This is a genomic window from Pedobacter sp. Leaf41, from assembly GCF_001422545.1.
GTDB lineage: Bacteria > Bacteroidota > Bacteroidia > Sphingobacteriales > Sphingobacteriaceae > Pedobacter.
In genome coordinates this window covers 1,002,784-1,019,323 of record NZ_LMLE01000001.1, presented here as the reverse complement: position 1 = coordinate 1,019,323, position 16,540 = coordinate 1,002,784, and the positions used below count along the sequence as shown (strand labels likewise).

13 protein-coding genes are annotated in these 16,540 nt (G+C 37.9%); 10 read left to right on the top strand and 3 right to left on the bottom strand.

The features are described from left to right. The first annotated feature begins 205 nt into the window (after positions 1 to 205). A complete protein-coding gene (locus tag ASE92_RS04335) occupies positions 206 to 1,345 on the top strand; it encodes a 5-(carboxyamino)imidazole ribonucleotide synthase (protein ID WP_056848831.1) in 1,140 nt (379 codons plus the stop codon). A 54-nt stretch (positions 1,346 to 1,399) separates the two neighbouring features. Then, a complete protein-coding gene (gene purE, locus ASE92_RS04330; protein WP_056848830.1) occupies positions 1,400 to 1,891 on the top strand; it encodes a 5-(carboxyamino)imidazole ribonucleotide mutase in 492 nt (163 codons plus the stop codon). Between the two features lie 49 nt (positions 1,892 to 1,940). On the opposite strand, the gene ASE92_RS04325 is transcribed toward purE, so the two are convergent. Beyond that, complete coding sequence (locus tag ASE92_RS04325) at positions 1,941 to 2,504, bottom strand: YqgE/AlgH family protein (RefSeq protein WP_056849283.1); 564 nt, start codon at positions 2,502 to 2,504, stop codon at positions 1,941 to 1,943. A 46-nt stretch (positions 2,505 to 2,550) separates the two neighbouring features. On the opposite strand from ASE92_RS04325, the gene pdxH reads away from it, so the two are divergent. From pdxH to ASE92_RS04305, 4 genes are all read left to right on the top strand, one after another. After that, a complete protein-coding gene (gene pdxH / locus ASE92_RS04320; RefSeq protein ID WP_056848829.1) occupies positions 2,551 to 3,201 on the top strand; it encodes a pyridoxamine 5'-phosphate oxidase in 651 nt (216 codons plus the stop codon). A gap of 319 nt (positions 3,202 to 3,520) precedes the next feature. Further along, positions 3,521 to 4,411, top strand: a complete 891-nt coding sequence (locus ASE92_RS04315) for a 3-hydroxyacyl-CoA dehydrogenase family protein (protein WP_200926319.1) — start codon at positions 3,521 to 3,523, stop codon at positions 4,409 to 4,411. 37 nt (positions 4,412 to 4,448) lie between these two features. Continuing rightward, a complete protein-coding gene (gene ruvB, locus ASE92_RS04310; RefSeq protein ID WP_056848828.1) occupies positions 4,449 to 5,471 on the top strand; it encodes a Holliday junction branch migration DNA helicase RuvB in 1,023 nt (340 codons plus the stop codon). A gap of 371 nt (positions 5,472 to 5,842) precedes the next feature. Beyond that, the gene (locus ASE92_RS04305; RefSeq protein ID WP_056848827.1) at positions 5,843 to 7,351 is read left to right on the top strand and encodes a carbon-nitrogen hydrolase family protein; all 1,509 of its coding nucleotides are present in this window, start codon (positions 5,843 to 5,845) and stop codon (positions 7,349 to 7,351) included. A 198-nt stretch (positions 7,352 to 7,549) separates the two neighbouring features. Here the strand turns inward: ASE92_RS04305 and ASE92_RS04300 are convergent, their stop codons facing one another. Next, positions 7,550 to 7,756 carry a hypothetical protein gene (locus ASE92_RS04300; RefSeq protein WP_056848826.1) on the bottom strand — a complete coding sequence of 69 codons (207 nt, stop codon included), beginning with the start codon at positions 7,754 to 7,756 and terminating at the stop codon, positions 7,550 to 7,552. A gap of 136 nt (positions 7,757 to 7,892) precedes the next feature. Between ASE92_RS04300 and queG the strand changes: the two genes are divergently transcribed. Next, complete coding sequence (queG, locus tag ASE92_RS04295) at positions 7,893 to 8,825, top strand: tRNA epoxyqueuosine(34) reductase QueG (RefSeq protein WP_056848825.1); 933 nt, start codon at positions 7,893 to 7,895, stop codon at positions 8,823 to 8,825. A 103-nt stretch (positions 8,826 to 8,928) separates the two neighbouring features. Here the strand turns inward: queG and alaS are convergent, their stop codons facing one another. Continuing rightward, a complete protein-coding gene (alaS, locus tag ASE92_RS04290) occupies positions 8,929 to 11,544 on the bottom strand; it encodes an alanine--tRNA ligase (protein WP_056848824.1) in 2,616 nt (871 codons plus the stop codon). Between the two features lie 115 nt (positions 11,545 to 11,659). On the opposite strand from alaS, the gene ASE92_RS04285 reads away from it, so the two are divergent. From ASE92_RS04285 to ASE92_RS04275, 3 genes are all read left to right on the top strand, one after another. Further along, positions 11,660 to 11,995 carry a MerR family transcriptional regulator gene (locus ASE92_RS04285; protein ID WP_056848823.1) on the top strand — a complete coding sequence of 112 codons (336 nt, stop codon included), beginning with the start codon at positions 11,660 to 11,662 and terminating at the stop codon, positions 11,993 to 11,995. A gap of 212 nt (positions 11,996 to 12,207) precedes the next feature. After that, positions 12,208 to 15,072, top strand: a complete 2,865-nt coding sequence (locus ASE92_RS04280; protein ID WP_056849281.1) for a prolyl oligopeptidase family serine peptidase — start codon at positions 12,208 to 12,210, stop codon at positions 15,070 to 15,072. A 184-nt stretch (positions 15,073 to 15,256) separates the two neighbouring features. Then, complete coding sequence (locus tag ASE92_RS04275; protein ID WP_056848822.1) at positions 15,257 to 16,528, top strand: nucleoside recognition domain-containing protein; 1,272 nt, start codon at positions 15,257 to 15,259, stop codon at positions 16,526 to 16,528. The last annotated feature ends 12 nt before the right edge of the window (positions 16,529 to 16,540 follow it).

Sequence of the window (16,540 nt, the reverse complement as noted above, 5' to 3'; positions counted from 1 at the left end):
CGCGATTGTAGTGAAAATACTTTTTGAAGCAATGTCTTTGAGATGTTAAAACTAACAATGACAAAAAGATTGAAACGTAAAGCGTGACTGCATTTTAATTTTCGCACTGTTTTTGCGCTACAAAACCTTTGCGATTTAGTGCGATAAAAGACCTGTTGAAGTTTATTTTTTGCTATTTTTGCGATTCAAAAAATCTATTTTATTAATGGCAAAACAGATTAGCGAATTAAAGTTAGGTATTCTTGGTGGCGGTCAGTTGGGCAGAATGCTCATTCAGCAAGCCATTAACTATAACGTTACCTCTTTGGTTTTAGACCCTGACCCTGACGCTCCTTGCAAACACATTGCAAATTATTTTGAAAACGGTTCGATTACCGATTTTGACACCGTTTACAATTTTGGAAAAAAGGCCGATATTATTACCATAGAAATTGAAAAGGTAAACATTGATGCTTTAGAACAACTGGAAAAAGAAGGTAAACAAGTTTTTCCGCAATCAAGGGTAATTCGTTTAATTCAGGACAAAGGTATCCAAAAGCAGTTTTTTAAAGAGAACGATATTCCTACCTCTCCTTTTCATATCGCAAATACCAAAGAGGATATGTTAAATAGTGCGATCCCCTATCCTTATATTTTAAAGTTGCGTAAAGATGGCTACGATGGCAAAGGGGTAATGAAAATTAATAGTGCTGCCGATTTAGATAAGGCCTTTGATGCACCATGTATTGTAGAAAAATTGGTTGATTTTGAGAAAGAAGTTGCCGTGATTGTTGCCCGAAATTCGAATGGCGACATGAAAACTTTCCCAATGGTGGAGATGGAATTTAATCCTGAAGCCAACTTAGTTGAGTTTCTTATTTCGCCCTCAACTTTTGCTGAAAGCCTACAACAAAAAGCTGAAAATATTGCAAAAAGCATCGCTTCTGCAATGAATATTACTGGTATTTTGGCAGTAGAAATGTTTGTTTGTAGTGATGGTGAACTTCTGGTAAACGAAGTGGCGCCGCGTCCACACAATAGCGGTCACCAAACAATTGAAGGCAATTATGTTTCACAATTTGAACAACATTTGCGCTCAATTTATAACTTGCCTTTGGGCGATACCACAAGCATTACCAATGCAGTGATGATTAATTTGCTTGGTGAAAAAGGTTCGGAAGGTGTAGCTAAATATGAGAACTTAGAGAAGATTTTGGCCATTGATGGCGTTTTCGTCCATCTTTATGGTAAAAAATATACCAAACCGTTTCGCAAAATGGGCCATGTAACTATTGTTGATATCGATAGAGATAAAGCTATCGAAAAAGCTAGATATGTACAGAAAACGTTGAAGGTGATTGCCTAAAAGATCAAAGAGTAAAGAACAGAGAGCAAAGATTTTAAAGTTAAAACATAAAAAATGAGTGCGAGAGTTGGAATAATTATGGGCAGCAAATCTGATTTGCCTGTTATGCAAGATGCTGCTGATATATTAAAAGAATTCGGAATTGAATATGAAATTACCGTAGTTTCTGCACATAGAACTCCTGAACGCATGTTCGATTATGCAAGAGAGGCACAAGCACGAGGTTTAAAAGTGATTATTGCTGGTGCTGGCGGTGCCGCACATTTACCTGGAATGGTAGCATCGATCACTACTTTACCTGTAATTGGTGTGCCGGTAAAATCATCCAATTCTATTGATGGGTGGGATAGTATTTTATCCATCCTACAAATGCCAAACGGTATTCCGGTGGCTACGGTTGCATTAAATGCGGCGAAAAATGCAGGTTTATTGGCTGCTCAAATTTTAGCTACAGCAGATGAATCGCTGACTGTAAAAATGCAGGATTATAAAGATGAGCTTAGAAGAAAAGTAGAAGAAAGTGCTACTGAAATGAGCGGACTATAAATATTAGGTTGAGCTTGTCGAGGCTTAATATTCTTCGACAAGCTCAATATTAATTTAAACTGGGGTCTATAGGAAAATTGCTTACATGAGCATATTTCGGACCCAGGTTTACGATTACATCTCTCCAAAGTTTTTCTTCATCATTGCCGAAAATAATTTCCGGATGTGAGATGTCGCTCACCATCCAGGCATTCTGCTCCAGCTCTCTTGCTAACTGTCCGTCATCCCAACCTGAGTAACCCATAAAAAACTTAATCTCGCTTTCGTCAATCGCATCGTTGTTGATTAAAATTTTTAGTGTTTCAAAATTTCCTCCCCAATAAATACCATTGCCAATTTCTTCACCGCTTTGCAACTTATCATAAGCCCGGTGAATGAAGTGCAAAGTATCTGCGGCAACCGGCCCACCAAAGTAGATGTGGTTATTGGCATCCCATAAATCTTGAATCACATCTTTAACCAGCAAATTTCCCATCTGATTTAAGATATAGCCAACTGTTCCATCTTCTCCATGCTCGGTTAATAACACCACCGAACGTTTGAAATTGGGATCAGCCATAAAGGGTTCAGAAATTAATAATCTTCCGGTTTTTGGTTTTATATTGTTCAGCATCACGATAATCATTTGAAGCACCATAAAAGATGCCTATTTTTGTTCTATGCAAGTTACAAACGAATTTCTACAAAACCTGCGCCAAGATTATAAAAGCGCCACGTTAGATGAAGCTGACGTAGATAACAATCCTATTACGCAATTTCAAAAGTGGTTTGAAAATGCTGTTGAAGCACAAGTTTATGAACCAAATGTGATGACATTGGCCACAGCTGACAAAGCCGGCCGACCAGATGCCAGGATTGTGTTACTGAAAGGCGTTGATGAAAATGGTTTCAGATTTTTTACTAACTATCTAAGCGCCAAGGGTAAGGAATTAAAACGTAACCCCTACGCAGCATTGGTTTTCTTTTGGCCAGATTTAGAACGCCAGGTTAGAATTGAAGGCACAGTAGAAAAACTTGACAAAGAAACCTCTGAAGAATATTTTGTAACCAGGCCAGTGGCCAGTCAGATTGGTGCGGTAGCCTCTCCACAAAGCCAGGTTATTCCTGACCGAAAGTTTTTAGAAGAAAAGTTTGAAGAGCTAAAAGAAAAAAGCGAGGGTAAAAGTATCGCAAAGCCGGCACATTGGGGTGGTTATATTGTAAAGCCGACTCGGATAGAATTTTGGCAAGGTCGCCGAAGCAGGTTGCACGATAGAGTTAATTTTGAACTTGTTAAGGGTAGCTGGGTTAAAAGCAGGTTAGCGCCATAAAGTGTTTTCAAATAAATAGAGATCTGCTATCCAGCCAGATCTCTATTTTAACTAATCATTAACTAACCTAAATGATACTAGGAAGTGCTTTTATAAAAACGTCATTACTGAAAACTTGACGATTATTTTCTTTCATTATCAAGCAATCGAAAGGCCTAATTGTTTTTGCAGTCAATCAGATTTTCGTCAGAAATGAGGTAAAAATCTGTATCGGAAAAAATAAGCCTTTTGTAAACCACCACAACACTTACATCAAATAATAATATATTTGGAAACTTCGTAAATAAAAGATTATTAGCAACACCTAACCAAAATTTTAATGATTAAAAATATTTCAGTTATAGGATCGGGAACTATGGGCAATGGAATTGCACATGTGTTTGCTCAATTTAATTACTCGGTTAGTTTGGTAGATATTAATCAGACAGCCCTCGATCAAGCCATACAAACCATTACTAAAAACTTAGACCGACAGGTTGCAAAAGGTCTAATTACTGAAGATCAAAAAACAACAACGCTCCAGAACATTTCTACTTTTACCGCCATAAAAGAAGGCGTTAAAAATGCTGATTTGATAGTGGAGGCAGCTACGGAAAATAGAGAATTAAAACTTCAAATTTTTAAAGATCTGGATGAGGCAGCACCAGAAAATACTATCCTAGCTTCCAACACATCATCTATTTCAATTACTAAAATCGCTGCAGCTACCAATCGTGGAGATAAAGTAATCGGTATGCATTTCATGAATCCAGTGCCAGTGATGAAATTGGTTGAAGTGATTCGGGGATATCAAACCAGCGATGAAACTACACAAACGATTATGTCGCTTTCTAAAAGCCTTGAAAAAACGCCTGTCGAAGTAAATGATTATCCGGGTTTTGTAGCCAACAGAATTTTGATGCCGATGATTAACGAAGCAATATACACCTTATACGAAGGCGTTGCCGGTGTTTACGAAATCGATACTGTAATGAAATTAGGAATGGCTCACCCTATGGGTCCGTTGCAACTAGCAGATTTTATAGGTTTAGACGTATGTTTAGCAATATTGAAAGTTCTTCATGATGGATTTGGAAATCCTAAATACGCCCCTTGTCCGTTATTGGTTAATATGGTTGTTGCCGGAAAAAAAGGTGCAAAATCAGGTGAAGGTTTTTATAAATATACAGTTGGATCAAAAGAGCTGGTGGTGGCCGAAAAATTCAAATAATCCTAATTTTTTTAGCATTTAATTTTATATTTGCTGTATGAACGAAAATCTTGATCCAGATGCAAGCAGCTTAAGTCCCACGGACAAAGATATTGAGCGTGTATTAAGACCACAAGCTTTTGAAGATTTTACCGGGCAAGAAAAAGTGATGGAAAACCTTCGGATTTTTGTTCAGGCTGCAAAACTTCGTGGCGAAGCCCTTGATCACGTTTTATTACACGGGCCTCCCGGATTAGGAAAAACTACACTATCTTATATCATTGCCAATGAGATGGGTGCCGGCATTAAGGTAACTTCTGGCCCTGTATTGGATAAACCCGGAGATTTGGCGGGTTTGCTAACCGGTTTAGATACGGGCGATATCCTGTTCATCGATGAAATCCATCGACTATCACCTTTGGTTGAAGAGTATCTCTATTCTGCCATGGAGGATTTTAAAATCGACATTATGCTCGAAACTGGTCCAAATGCCCGTTCCGTTCAAATATCGCTGAATCCATTTACGCTTGTTGGAGCAACTACCCGTTCAGGCTTGTTAACCGCACCACTACGTGCTCGTTTCGGTATTAATTGTCGTTTGGCTTATTATGATGCCAAGCTTTTGACTACAATCGTGCTTCGTTCCTCTGATATTCTTAATACACCCATTGATGATGAAGGCGCTTATGAGATTGCTCGTCGTAGTCGTGGAACGCCTCGTATTGCAAACGCACTTTTGCGTAGAACAAGGGATTTTGCACAAATAAAAGGAAATGGAAATATCGATCCGGAGATTGCGAACTATGCCTTAAATGCTTTAAATGTTGATGAACATGGTTTAGATGAAATGGATAATAAAATCCTGTCTACGATCATTGATAAATTTAAGGGAGGCCCTGTGGGTTTAAAAACCATAGCTACTGCAGTTGGCGAAGATGAAGGCACAATTGAAGAGGTTTACGAACCCTTTTTAATCCAGGAAGGTTACATTATGCGTACCTCTAGAGGAAGGGAAGTAACAGAAGCCGCCTACAAACACTTGAAAAAGAATTATCCAGGGCAAACTGGAAAGTTGTTTTAAGGTAGGTTTATTACCTTGCCGTTTTAATGTCTTTTTTAAAACAGTATAGCATATTACTGCGCTAATTTTATTCAAGCTCGACGCTGATAAAGATTGCCACGTCCCGATGAAAAATCAGAACTCGCAATGACGAGGGGAGAGCAAGAATATATCTTCTATTGCCATACCGAATTGGATGTTATTGATAGGGCATTCTCCAATCCTTTATCGGCAACTGATGAAATCCTCCTAGTTATTAATAATAAATAATTGCCTAATGCCGATGAACAATAGCATTTACAATACGTAAGGTTAAATTCTTCTAAAAAACCTAAAATATATTTGAACATTTGTCTCATCTTTCTGTTCCTTATCTATAAAACCAACAAATTATGAATATCGAATTACGTAAGCTAACGCTTGAAGATTATGCCGATTTAAAAGAATCAATGTTACAAGCTTATGATAGTATGGGAGGTTCAATCTGGCCAAAATCAAGCATTGCTAAACTCATCAGTATTTTTCCCGAAGGACAGCTTTGTATTGCTGTTGATGATAAAGTAGTAGCATGTTCACTTTCAATCATTGTAGAATACGACGAATATGGCGACAGACATACTTACAAACTAATTACCGGAGATTACTCATTTAGTACTCATGATCCTAATGGTGACACACTATATGGAATTGAAATATTTGTTCATCCTGAATTTAGAGGCTTAAGATTAGGACGCAGACTTTATGAAGCACGTAAAGAACTTTGCGAAAGTTTGAATTTAAAAAGCATTATCGCTGGTGGAAGAATTCCTGGTTACCATACCTATTCAGAAACTTTAACGCCGAGGCAATACATTGACAAAGTGAAGGCTAAGGAAATCTATGATCCTACCCTAACCTTTCAAATCTCTAATGATTTTCACGTTAGAAAAGTATTGAAAAATTATCTTCCCGGCGATAAGGAATCGAAAGAATATGCAACGTTAATTGAGTGGAACAACATATATTATCAGGGTATCGATGCTTCCGCCCGTTCAGCAATGACCATTCGCCTAGGTTTGGTGCAGTGGGAAATGCGTTTGTTTCCAGATATGGACGTTTTTTATGAGCAAGTGGAATTTTTTGTCGATGCGTTAAGTGGTTACAAATCCGATTTCATTATGTTCCCGGAGCTGTTTAATACTCCATTGTTGCAGCCCTACAACCATCTTCCAGAAATTGAAGCCATGCGCAAACTGGCAGAGAAAACTCAAGAGATTGTGGACAGAATGCATGAGTATGCACTAAGCTACAATGTGAATATTATTACCGGAAGCATGCCCTTACTTGACGGAGGAAAACTTTATAATGCAACTTATTTATGCCATAGAACAGGAAAAATCGATGAATATAGAAAGATTCACATCACCCCTAACGAACAAAAATATTATGGAATGATTGGTGGCGACAAGGTGCAGGTATTTGATACCGACTGTGGTAAAATCGGCATTTTGATTTGTTATGATGTAGAATTTCCTGAGTTAAGCCGCATTTATGCAGATCAAGGCATGCAGATTTTGTTTGTACCTTTCTTAACCGATACACAAAATGGCTATACACGGGTACGTCATTGTGCACAGGCAAGAGCAATAGAAAATGAATGCTATGTTGCCATTGCGGGCTGCGTCGGCAATTTACCAAAGGTGAACAATATGGATATCCAATTTGCACAATCTGCCGTTTTTACTCCTTCTGATTTTGCTTTTCCCACCAATGCAGTTAAGGCCGAGGCCACTCCAAACACAGAAATGGTGTTGGTAGTCGATGTAGATTTGCATCTTCTTGACGAATTGCACCATTATGGAACAGTTAAAGTGTTAAAAGATAGACGCAATGATTTGTATCAAGTAAAACTGCTCAAATAGTTTTTGAAGCGCAGATTTATGCAGGTCATAAAATTTGTTCCTGCCTTTTGCTAAATCCCCATTTTTAGGTGCTCATTAATCGTTTGATGAATCGGGATATCTCTTCCAGTCGGGGCTAGTTACCTAAACCAGAAGTTATTTAAACAAAAAAACGCCGGTCGCATCAACAACCGGCGTTCAATTATAATCTAAAGCTAATTACTTTTTCATTGCAAACCATACTATCAATCCGATAATAACTGCTATCGGGATGATCCATTTTAAAACAGAACCAGCCCCATTTTCATCACGCTCTGTAACCGCAGGTTGTGCTGGTCCTGGATCTTCTTTATGATTTTCGTAATCTTGTTCTATCGGTTTAGGAGCTTCTCCCGATTCCGTATGTTTTGGATCTATGTTTTCCATTTATGTTGTGAGTTAAGTTCTTTTTAATCCAATTCATCGAATTTTGAAGAACTGCAATTAATTAATTTAGTTTTCTGTAAATAGAACAAGTGATTGTTAAAAAGGTTTTGCTTCCTAAGCCTTATCTTTGTATTTCGTGTTTAGTAATACTGCAAAATATAGCCAACAAATTAAAGATGAAGCCCTTCGTTTGGGTTTTTTGTCTTGCGGCATTTCAAAGGCAGAATTTTTAGAAGAAGAAGCACCCAGACTGGAAAAATGGTTAGCTCAAAACCATCACGGCGAAATGAAATATATGGAAAACTATTTCGATAAACGTCTTGATCCCCGCCGGCTGGTTGATGATGCAAAGTCAGTAATCTCTTTATCGTTAAATTATTATACTGATGAAAAACAGGTAGATCCGGAGGCGCCAAAAATTTCAAAATATGCCTATGGGCAAGATTACCATCATGTTATAAAAGATAAATTAAAATCACTTTTGCAATTTATTCAGGAACATATTGGAGAGGTTTCAGGAAGAGCTTTCGTAGATTCAGCTCCGGTTTTAGACCGAGCCTGGGCAAAAAAATCAGGTATTGGATGGATTGGTAAAAACTCAAATTTAATCAGCAAAAAAGAAGGGTCTTTTTTCTTTTTGGCAGAGTTGATCGTCGATTTAGAGTTGGACTATGATCATGCTTTCCAAACCGATCATTGTGGCACCTGCACCCGTTGCTTAGATGCTTGCCCTACTGATGCGATTATTGCTCCGCAAGTGGTAGACGGAACTAAATGTATTTCCTACCTCACTATAGAGTTGAAAAATGAAATCCCTACTGAGTTTAAGGATAAAATGAGCAATTGGGCATTTGGATGTGATATTTGCCAGGACGTTTGCCCCTGGAACCGGTTTTCGAAAGTACACAACGAACCCGCTTTCGAACCTGAAAACGGCTTGTTGGATTTAACAAAAGAAGATCTTATCGAAATAACCGATGAAGTTTTTAAAAAGGTTTTTAAAGGGTCGGCTGTTAAACGCACCAAACTTGTTGGCCTGAAAAGGAATATAGATTTTTTACAATCTTAGGCTTCCCCATTAAAAATTGGGCTTTCAAAAAAATGGAGAAATCTTTAGAACTTGTAACCAAATTCTAAGATTTCTCCGCTCTATTAACAAATATCAAAACGATCTATCCTGCGATAAATCCTTCAGCTTTTTCTAAAACCACTGTTAAACCAGCAGAATTTTTACCTCCGGCAGTGGCATAAAATGGCTGGCCACCGCCTCCACCTTGAATTTCTTTACCCAGCTCCCGCACTATATTGGAAGCATTCATTCCTTTTTTCACCAAATCATCTGATAGCATTACCGTTATTCCAGGTTTTCCTTCAATTTCTGTAGTGAAAACTAAAAACAGATTATCAATCATATCTTTCAACGAAAAAGCAAGGTTTTTTATGGCATCGGCACTTTGTAGGTCGATGTGTTTTGCAATTAAGTTAACGCCATTTATTCCACGGACGTGATGAACAATTTCGTGTTTCAAAGCGCCCACACGTTCTAAAGTAGATTTTTCGATCTCTTTTTTAAGCCTTGCATTTTCATCAAGTAAAGCTTGAACCGATGCAGATAAGTCTTTAGAGCCGTTTAGCAATGCTTTCAAGTGGCCAAGTTCTTTACGTTGATCAAGGAAATACTGTTCTGCTTTATCTGCAGTAATTGCCTCAATTCTTCGTACTCCAGCCGCAACAGCACTTTCAGAAATGATTTTGAAAGAACCGATTTGACCTGTTGCCTTTACGTGTGTGCCACCGCAAAGCTCTTTCGAGAAATGGTCATCGAAGGTAATCATACGGACGAAATCGCCGTATTTTTCACCGAACAACGCAGTTACACCACTTTCAATCGCATCTTGATAAGGCACATTTCGCTGCTCTTTTAATTTAATATTTTGTCTGATCTTCTGATTCACAATTACCTCAATTTGAGCCAATTCTTCATCGGTTACTTTAGCGAAATGAGAAAAATCAAAACGTAGGTAATCAGGATTCACCAAGGAACCTTTTTGATTAACATGTTTACCTAAAACTTGCTTTAAAGCAGCATGCAACAAATGTGTAGCCGAATGATTATCCTCCGTAAGAATGCGTTTATCTTCATCAACAACTGCCCAAAATTTACCTTCCAGGTTGTCAGGAAGCAAATCTGTAAAGTGTACCGTTAAGCCATTTTCTTTTTTAGTATCCGTGATATCAACCCAAAACTGGCGACTATGATCTTCTAAACGACCAGTATCTCCCACCTGACCACCACTTTCGGCATAGAAAGGCGTCTGGCGCAAAACAATTTGATATTGCTCTTTTCCTTTAGCTTTAACTTTACGGTATTTTAAAATCTCGGTTTCAATTTCTAAATCATCGTAACCCACAAACTCGCTCTGGTCATCTGCATTTACAATAATCCAATCGCTTGTATCGATTGCAGTAGCAGCACGACTATCATCTTTTTGTTTTTGAAGCGCTTGCTCATATCCAGCTAAATCAATACTCCAACCTTTTTCCCTCGCCATTAACTCTGTTAAATCGATAGGAAAGCCGAATGTATCAGATAATTCGAAAGCGAAATTTCCTTCCACTAAATTATTGGCTGCCTGATATCTTTCAAAACGCTGAATACCAGTGGATAAAGTCCTCAAGAAAGAAATCTCTTCTTCCAGCACAACCTTCTGAACGAAATCCTGTTGTGAAATCAATTCATCGAAAACACCTTTAAACTGTTCGGCCAATAGGGGAACCAGCTGATTTAAAAATGGCTCTTTAAAGTTTAAGAAAGTATAGGCATAACGCACAGCACGGCGTAAAATTCTGCGAATAACATAACCTGCTTTGTTATTTGATGGCAACTGTCCATCTGCAATTACAAACGAGATGGCACGAATGTGATCGGCCATTACACGCATAGCAATGTCAGTTTTTTCGTCAGCACCATATTTAATCTCCGATTTATCAGCAATAAACTGAATCATCGGTTGGAAAACATCAGTGTCGTAATTTGAAGTTTTCTCCTGTAACACCCGTACCAAACGCTCGAAACCCATTCCGGTATCAACGTGTTTGGCCGGTAAGCTTTGCAACGAACCATCTTTTAAACGGTTGAATTGCATAAATACATTATTCCATATTTCGATTACCTGCGGATGATCGGCATTTACCAATGTGGCACCATCAACTAAAGCTTTTTCCTCATCGGTACGGCAGTCTACGTGGATTTCAGAACAAGGGCCACAAGGACCGGTATCGCCCATTTCCCAGAAATTATCTTTTTTATTTCCCGGTAAAATATGGCTTTCATCAACATATTGCTTCCAAAGGTCATAAGCTTCCTGGTCTTTCTCTAACCCCTCCTTTTCATCACCCTCAAAATAAGTAACGTATAATTTCTCTTTCGGAATTTTGTAAACTTCAGTCAATAACTCCCAGCTCCACGCAATTGCATCTTTCTTAAAATAGTCGCCAAAACTCCAGTTGCCTAACATTTCGAACATGGTATGGTGATAAGTATCAATACCCACTTCTTCCAAATCGTTGTGTTTTCCAGATACACGCAAACAGCGTTGAGTATCAGCAACTCTCGAATATTTAATAGCAGCCTCACCCAAAAACAAATCTTTAAATTGATTCATTCCGGCATTGGTAAACATCAACGTTGGGTCGTTTTTCACAACAATTGGCGCCGATGGAACGATATGATGTTGTTTCTGTTCGAAAAAATTTAGGAAGGCTTGTCTAATTTCTTTAGCTGTCATTACTTTAGGATTGGAGGAACAAAATTAAAATTTTATTGCGTTAATAAGGAAAAATCGCACTACATTTGAATACTTTAATTAATCGTTGTAATACCCTAATAATCAAGCACAATTTATGCCCTATAAAGAAAGAGAGATTAATAAAATGTATTATACCATGGGTGAAGTGACTGAAATGTTTAATGTGAACGCTTCACAAATCCGTTTTTACGAAAAGGAATTCGACATTCTTCAACCCAAAAAAAACAAAAAAGGCAACCGATTATTTACTCCTGAAGATATTGAAAACCTAAAGATTATTTTCAACCTTGTTGATGAAAAAGGTTTCACTTTAAAGGGAGCAAAAGAGCATTTAAAAAATAATAAGGGCGATGTTAAAGAGAATCAAAGAATTATTGATTCATTAGAAAAATTAAAGGGATTTCTAGTCAACTTAGCACAGGAGTTGTAAAAACAGATTTTGTTCGAAATTGTAGCGAATACACATCTTCATCATCACCATTGAAAATTCGCTAAAATCATTTCTCATTGATTTACTGGCCAAATAGATGCCACCGAAACATTTTTACAATGTAATATTTGGCGTACAAGTTTCCAAATGATCTAAAAATTTCCAATTTTAGGAGATTAAATCACCACCAACAAATTTATTCATTTCAAAAAATGCAAAAAAGACTAACTATTATTCTGTTTTTCGTTGTCGGCATTGCCTGTGCTCAGAAAAAACCATTAGATCATAGTGTTTATGATAAATGGGAGTCAATAGGCACCAAGCAATTATCAAACAACGGTACTTGGGCAATGTATAGTGTGTTACAGCAAGAGGGCGATGCGCAACTTTATATTACCAATATCAAAACCAACGCTAAAATAAATGTCCCTCGGGGAATGAATTCACAATTTAGCAACGACTCTAAATTTGCTGTTTTCAATATCCGTCCATTAAATAAAGATTTACGCCAGGCAAAAATAAAGAAAAGAAAACCTGACGAAACACCCAAGGATTCTTTAGGTATTGCAAACCTGACTACAAATGCAATTACCAAAGTACCTCGTGTAAAATCGTTTAAATTTCCTGAGGAAGGCAATGGCTTTATGGCTTACTTAACTGAAAAACCAGATACTGCTAAAAAAACACCAGCTAAGCCCGTTGAGAAGAAAGATGCGGAGATGGATTTTGCTGATGATGAGCCAGCTGGTAAAGGAAAAACAGAGGAAGGAACAGATCTTATTGTTAAAAATTTATTAACAGGAATCGATAAAACCTATAAATATGTTACCGATTATTCTTTTAGTAAAGATGGAAAACAATTGGTTTTTGCTTGCAGCGGTTCTAAAAAAGATAAAACAGCTCCACAAGGCGTATTCTTGTTAAATACCGAAAAAGGAACCCTTAAAACCCTAATCAAGGGAAAAGGCAGCTTTAAAAATTTTGCGTTCGATGACGAAAGTGAGCACTTGGCGTTTGTCGGCGAGCAGGATCCAGAGAAAAAGGAGATTAAAAATTATAATGTTTATTACAACTCTTTAACATTAGATACCGCACAAACCATTGTAGACTATGACATGCCAGGTTTACCTGCAAAATGGTCGGTTAATGGTGATGGCAGGGTGACATTTAGTAAAGATGGTAAGAAACTATTTTTTGGCATCTCTCCTATTAAAAAGCCAAAAGATACGACTATCGTAGATTTTGAAGTAGCTAAAGTTGACGTATGGAATTACAAGGACGATTACTTGCAGCCAATGCAATTGAAAAATGCGGATCGCGATAGCAAAAAAAGTTATCTATCAGTTATCGACGTTTATAGCAGCGACCCAAAAGCAATCCCATTAACAGATTTGAGTTTACCTGACGCTAACATGGTTGCAGAAGGCGATGCAAATTTCGTTTTGGCGTCTACAGATTTCGGGCGTAGGATCGAATCGCAATGGAGTGGTGCAACATCGAAAGATTATTATTTAGTTGATACTAAAAATGGCCAGCGCAAAAAGATCATCAGCGAATTAAATGGCTACGCAATGGCTTCTCCGGGTGGCAATTACATTTTGTATTTCGATAGAAAAAACGGTAATTGGTACACTTACGCTGTAGCAACAGGCAAAATTGTAGCCTTAACAGAAAGCTTAAATGTAAAATTTGTTGATGAGGACAACGATGTTCCAGATCTTCCATCATCCTACGGAGTTGCCACCTGGACAGAAGGCGACAAAGCAGTTTTATTAAATGATCGATATGACATTTGGTCGTTTTCTCCAGATGGAAAATCGCCTGCTAAGAACATTACTGCTGGTTTCGGTAGAGCAAATAAAATCACCTTCCGTTATGAACGCGTTGAACAAGATAACAACCCATTCAATCGCATGGTGGATAATAAATTTGTTAAAGCAAACGAATTGGTTTGGTTAGATGGATTTAACAACGTGACTAAAGAAAATGGATTCTACAGAACAAATGTAGGTTCGGCAAAAGCACCAGAATTGGTGGTTATGGCAAAATATAAATACTCAAATTTAGTCAAAGCCAAAGATGCGGATGTTTATATTTATGACAAAGCAAACTACACAGAATCGCCAAATGTTTATGTTACGAATGATTTTAAAACAGAAACAAAGTTAAGCAATACCAATCCTCAACAGCAAAATTACAATTGGGGTACGGCAGAGTTGGTTAAATGGACTACACCAAAAGGATATAAAGCCGAGGGAATTTTGTACAAACCAGAGAACTTTGATCCGAATAAAAAATATCCAATGATTGCTTATTTCTACGAAAAGCTTTCTGATGGATTGTACACTTATCAAGCTCCAGCGCCTACCCCTTCCCGATTAAACATTTCTTTCTTCGTGAGTAATGGGTATTTGGTTTTCGCTCCGGATATTAGTTACGAAACTGGTCATCCAGGTCAATCGGCAGTTGAATTTATCAACTCGGGCGTAGAGAGTTTAAAGAAAAACAGTTGGGTAGATGGAACAAAAATTGGTATTCAAGGACAAAGCTGGGGTGGCTATCAGGTAGCCTATTTAATTACTCAAAATGATATGTATGCAGCAGCTTGGGCAGGAGCACCAGTGGTAAACATGACCTCCGCTTACGGGGGTATCCGTTGGGAAAGCGGAATGAACCGTCAGTTTCAATATGAAAAAACACAAAGTAGAATTGGTGCCACCCTTTGGGAAAAGCCAGAATTATATACCGAAAATTCCCCTCTATTTATGTTTCCAAAGGTAAATACACCAGTGGTGGTAATGGCCAATGATGCCGATGGAGCGGTGCCGTGGTACCAGGGAATAGAAATGTTTACTGGCTTACGGCGATTGGGCAAACCAGTTTGGATGTTAAACTATAATGGAGAAGCACATAATTTAGTTCAACGCCAAAATCGTAAAGATATCCAAATTCGTGAACAACAGTTTTTCGACTACTATTTAAAAGGTGCAAAAGCGCCTGCCTGGATGACTAGTGGAATCCCGGCAACTGAAAAAGGAAAAACATGGGGTTTTGAATTAACAGATGATAAACCTTAGTTAGTACAGAGTTCAAAGTCTGAAGTCCATAGTCTTTAGTTTTATACTAGGAACTATGGACTTTTTTGATTTTATAATTTGTAAACTTAAGACTGAATATTTACGACTACAGACTTTGGACTTAGCCATGGATTTACAAACTAAAACCCCTATTTTACACCGGTTAAAAAACTAAACAACCCTAATGGCATTAAGTAGAATTTGGTCTGGATTTATTGTTATCGCAATTTTAGTAGCCGCAGTAAAGTGCTTCTTTTTCGGACAAACTGAAATTTTTAGTTGGATGGTGATTGGTAAAGCAGATGATCCAACCAACCTCACAAAAGTTAATGGCATCATCGAAACCTGCTGGACATCAGTAGAGTTGTGCCTTAAATTAATTGGAATTTTGGCCTTATTTATGGGCTTTATGAGCATTGCTGAACGTGCTGGCGGAATTCGCTTATTATCAAGAATTGTAGGTCCTTTCTTCTCAAAACTTTTCCCGGAGATCCCTAAAGGTCACCCTTCAATGGGGCACATGATCATGAATTTTTCTGCAAATTTATTGGGATTAGACAATGCTGCAACCCCATTTGGCTTAAAAGCGATGGAAAGTTTGCAAGAATTAAACCCGAGTAAAGACACTGCATCAAATGCTCAAATTATGTTCTTGTGCCTTCATGCAGCGGGTTTAAGTTTAATTCCGGTGAGTGTAATTGCTATACGTGCTTCGCAAAATGCTTCTGATCCTACCGACGTTTTTATCCCATGCTTAATTGTAACTTTTGTTGGAACGATGGCAGCCATGCTAATCGTTTCTTTTAAGCAAAAGATCAACTTACTACAGCCTGTAATTATTGGTTGGGTTTTAAGCATATCTTTGATAATTGCATTGCTTGTTTTATATGTAACTTCATTGAATGCTGATGGTATTAAATCATTTTCGGGCTTATTAAGCAACGGATTAATTCTATTTGTTTTCTTAGTAATTGTGCTGGGTGGCTTGTATAAAAAAATCGATGTTTTTGATGCGTTCATTGATGGCGCAAAGAATGGATTCGAAACTGCAGTAAAAATTATCCCTTATCTCGTTGGCATGTTGGTCGCAATCAGTATGTTGCGTACCAGTGGAACATTTGATGTGGTAATTATGGGTATTAAAAATTTATTTGTAATGCTCGGTGCCGATACTCGTTTTGTAGAGGCGCTGCCAACTGCTTTGATTCGGCCGCTAAGTGGAGGTGCCGCCAGAGGAATGATGGTGGATACGATGACGGCTTATGGTGCCGATTCATTTCCAAGTAAGTTATCTGGTATATTCCAAGGTGCTTCTGATACAACCTTTTATGTCATTGCCGTTTATTTTGGGTCAGTAAGCATCAAAAATACACGCTACGCCGTTGGCGCAATGTTATTGGCAGATTTGGTGGGTGTTTGTACCGCAATTGGCCTGGCTTATTTATTCTTTGGATAGAAAATGTCAGAC

Coding starts and splice junctions, on each gene's coding strand:
- purE (WP_056848830.1), top strand. CDS start 1,400: ATGAGTGCGAGAGTTGGAATAATTATGGGCAGCAAATCTGATTTGCCT.
- ruvB (WP_056848828.1), top strand. CDS start 4,449: ATGAACGAAAATCTTGATCCAGATGCAAGCAGCTTAAGTCCCACGGAC.
- ASE92_RS04325 (WP_056849283.1), bottom strand. CDS start 2,504: ATGCTGAACAATATAAAACCAAAAACCGGAAGATTATTAATTTCTGAA.
- ASE92_RS04280 (WP_056849281.1), top strand. CDS start 12,208: ATGCAAAAAAGACTAACTATTATTCTGTTTTTCGTTGTCGGCATTGCC.
- ASE92_RS04335 (WP_056848831.1), top strand. CDS start 206: ATGGCAAAACAGATTAGCGAATTAAAGTTAGGTATTCTTGGTGGCGGT.
- pdxH (WP_056848829.1), top strand. CDS start 2,551: ATGCAAGTTACAAACGAATTTCTACAAAACCTGCGCCAAGATTATAAA.
- ASE92_RS04305 (WP_056848827.1), top strand. CDS start 5,843: ATGAATATCGAATTACGTAAGCTAACGCTTGAAGATTATGCCGATTTA.
- ASE92_RS04285 (WP_056848823.1), top strand. CDS start 11,660: ATGCCCTATAAAGAAAGAGAGATTAATAAAATGTATTATACCATGGGT.
- ASE92_RS04275 (WP_056848822.1), top strand. CDS start 15,257: ATGGCATTAAGTAGAATTTGGTCTGGATTTATTGTTATCGCAATTTTA.
- ASE92_RS04315 (WP_200926319.1), top strand. CDS start 3,521: ATGATTAAAAATATTTCAGTTATAGGATCGGGAACTATGGGCAATGGA.
- alaS (WP_056848824.1), bottom strand. CDS start 11,544: ATGACAGCTAAAGAAATTAGACAAGCCTTCCTAAATTTTTTCGAACAG.
- ASE92_RS04300 (WP_056848826.1), bottom strand. CDS start 7,756: ATGGAAAACATAGATCCAAAACATACGGAATCGGGAGAAGCTCCTAAA.